The sequence below is a fragment of the Intrasporangium oryzae NRRL B-24470 genome (assembly GCF_000576595.1).
GTDB lineage: Bacteria > Actinomycetota > Actinomycetes > Actinomycetales > Dermatophilaceae > Intrasporangium_C > Intrasporangium_C oryzae.
Genome location: NZ_AWSA01000096.1, coordinates 1 through 3046 on the forward strand (window position 1 = coordinate 1; position 3046 = coordinate 3046).

The window sequence follows — 3046 nt, forward strand, 5'->3', positions numbered from 1 at the left end:
CGCCGAGCCGGCCCCAGCGGCTCCGGCTGCCGAGGCCCCGAGCACCGACCAGGAGCCTGCTCCCGGAACGAGCGAGCCCGAGACGGCGGCATCGGCGCCCGCCGCGCCCGCCGCGCCCGCGGGCGGCGAGGGCCAGACGGTGACGATGCCGGCGCTCGGTGAGTCTGTCACCGAGGGCACGGTGACCCGCTGGCTCAAGGCCGAGGGCGATGAGGTCGCCACCGATGAGCCGCTCCTCGAGGTGTCCACCGACAAGGTCGACACCGAGATCCCGTCGCCGTTCTCCGGCACGCTCACCAAGATCCTCGTCGCCGAGGACGCGACCGTCCCGGTCGGCGGTGAGCTGGCGATCATCGGAGGTGCGGCCGCGGCCCAGGCGGCCCCGGCTGCACCTACGCCGGCCCCCGAGGCCGCTCCGGTACCGGAACCGGCCCCCGCTCCTGCACCGGCTCCAGCAGCAGCACCGGCACCCGCGGCAGCACCGGCACCGGCACCCGCAGCACCGCCGGCACCGGCACCCGCAGCACCGCCGGCTCCGGCTGCCGCAGCATCGGCTCCGGCTGCCGCAGCGGCCGCCCCGTCGCCAGCAGACGCGGCGGCCTACGTGACGCCCCTCGTGCGCAAGCTCGCGACGCAGCACGGCGTCGACCTCGGCTCGATCACGGGCACGGGCGTAGGTGGACGCATCCGCAAGCAGGACGTGCTCGACGCGGCCGAGGCTGCGAAGGCACCGGCTGCTCCCGCCCCGGCCCCGGCGGCTGCGGCGGCACCTGCCCCCGCAGCGGCACCTGCCGCACCGGCCGTCGCGGTCGCGACGGCGGAGGCATCCGCCAAGCGAGGCACCCGCGAGAAGATGAGCCGCCTGCGCAAGGTCATCGCGACGCGCATGGTCGAGTCGCTGCAGGTCTCGGCGCAGCTCACGACGGTCGTCGAGGTCGACCTGACCAAGGTGGCGCGTCTGCGCGACCGCGCGAAGAAGGACTTCGAGGCACGCGAGGGCACCAAGCTCAGCTTCCTGCCGTTCCTCGCCCTCGCTGCGACCGAGGCCCTCAAGGCGCACCCCAACGTCAACGCGAGCGTCGAGGGCGACGAGATCGTCTACCACGGCACCGAGAACCTCGCGATCGCCGTCGACACCGACAAGGGCCTCATCGTGCCGGTCGTCAAGAACGCCGGCGACCTCAACATCGCGGGGCTCGCCCGGGCGATCGCCGACCTCGCGGCGCGCACGCGCAGCAACAAGATCACGCCCGACGACCTCGCCGGCGGCACATTCACCATCACCAACACGGGCAGCCGCGGCGCGCTCTTCGACACGCCGATCATCAACCAGCCGCAGGTGGCGATTCTCGGCACGGGGGCTATCGTCAAGCGTCCGGTCGTCGTGACCGACGCCGACGGCGCGGAGACGATCGCGATCCGCTCGATGATGTACCTCGCCCTGTCCTACGACCACCGCATCGTCGACGGCGCGGATGCCGCACGCTTCCTCGGCACGATGAAGACGCGGCTCGAGGAGGGCCGGTTCGAGGCCTCGCTCGGTCTGTGACCCGCCTCTGACGAAGGATCAGCCATGACGAAGCGCGTCGCCATCACCGGTTCCTCAGGACTCATCGGCGGCGCGCTTCGTCGTACGCTGGTCGAGCGGGGTGACGCCGTCGTCCGCGTCGTCCGACGACCGCCCACCGCGTCCGACGAGGTCCAGTGGGACCCGTCGACGGGGTCGCTCGACCCGGACGCCCTCGACGGCGTCGATGTGGTCGTCAACCTCGCCGGGGTCGGCATCGGCGACAAGCGATGGGACGCCGCCTACAAGCGGGAGGTCGAGCGGTCCCGGACCGACGCGACCGGCACGGTTGCCCAGGCGCTCGCCGCACACCTGGATCGGACCGGGCGTCGGATCGCCCTCGTGAACGCCTCGGCGGTCGGCTACTACGGCGACCGTGGCGACGAGGTCCTCACCGAGGACAGCAACCCCGGGTCGGACTTCCTGTCCGGGGTCGTCGTCCGCTGGGAGGCTGCCGCCGACCCGGCCCGGGCGGCCGGACTGCCCGTGGCGGTCATGCGCACCGGGCTCGTCATGGCGAGGAAGGGCGGCGCCTTCGAGCCGCTCCTGCGCCTCGCCCGCCTCGGCCTCGGGGGTCCGCTGGGCAGCGGCCGCGAGTGGTGGCCGTGGATCACGCTCGTCGACGAGGTTCGCGCGATCGTGCACGCGATCGACCACCCGGAGCTGACGGGACCGGTCAACCTCGTCGCCCCCGGCGAGGCGCGACAGAAGGAGATCGCCCGCGCCATCGGCGCGGCCCTGTCCCGGCCGGCCTTCCTGCCGGCTCCGCAGTTCGCGTTGCGGGTCGTCGTCGGCGAGTTCGCCGACTCGATCGTCGCGAGCCAGCGGATCCGGCCCGCCCGACTGCTCGAGTCGGGCTTCGCGTTCGAGCACCCCGACCTCGAGACCGCCATCAGGTGGCTGGCGGCTCGCTGACCGCCGCGATCCGCCACCCCGCGGCCACCCGCACGAGCTCGAGGTCGAGCTCCTCGCCCATGTCTGCGGGCCTGGCCTCGCGGGTCCCGTCCACGTGCACGACCACGTATGCCGTCCAGTCGACGCGGGCGCGGATCGTGGCCGTCGTCCCCGAGCCGGACACGAACGTGGCCCGGGCCACCTGAAGCGACAGGCCCTCCCACCGGACGCCCTTGTCCCTCAGCGCGGCGATGACATTGGCGTCGAGCTGCCAGGCCGGGGACCCGCGGTGGTCGACCGTCGCGAGGCGTCCCTCGTCGCGCGCCACGAGGGCTGCGGCTCGCGCGTCGGCCAGCGCCTGGACGAGGTCGTGCGCACGGGCTCGGGGCGCCTCGGGGTCGACCACCACGTCGAGGACGCTCGTCGCGATCGTGGATCGCGATGTCGCGGACGGCGACGCCGGCGACGCCGCCGCGGACGCCGCCGGCGAGGGCACGTGCACGGGGCCGGAAGGGGTTGGCCGCGAGGTGGCTCGTGTTCCAGGCGCCCCGGGAGCCTGCCCCGGCGCCGGCCGCAGACCGGTGG

Annotated in this window: 3 protein-coding genes; 2 read left to right on the forward strand and 1 reads right to left on the reverse strand. The window is 73.9% G+C overall.

Annotated elements, in window-relative coordinates:
• Together sucB and N865_RS21095 are read left to right on the forward strand one after the other, a co-directional pair.
• Positions 1–1549 (forward strand): 2-oxoglutarate dehydrogenase, E2 component, dihydrolipoamide succinyltransferase (sucB, locus tag N865_RS21090; protein WP_034810245.1); only part of this gene is annotated, 1549 nt, incomplete at its 5' end.
• Between the two features lie 24 nt (positions 1550–1573).
• Positions 1574–2482, forward strand: coding sequence for a TIGR01777 family oxidoreductase (locus tag N865_RS21095; protein WP_034810246.1), 909 nt, complete (start codon positions 1574–1576; stop codon positions 2480–2482).
• Here N865_RS21095 and N865_RS22915 read toward each other — a convergent pair.
• On the reverse strand, positions 2460–2870 hold the full coding sequence (locus N865_RS22915; RefSeq protein WP_157557823.1) for a hypothetical protein: 411 nt from the start codon (positions 2868–2870) through the stop codon (positions 2460–2462). The two genes, N865_RS21095 and N865_RS22915, sit on opposite strands and share 23 nt — an antisense overlap.
• Between the last annotated feature and the right edge of the window lie 176 nt (positions 2871–3046).

Coding starts and splice junctions, on each gene's coding strand:
- N865_RS21095 (WP_034810246.1), top strand. CDS start 1,574: ATGACGAAGCGCGTCGCCATCACCGGTTCCTCAGGACTCATCGGCGGC.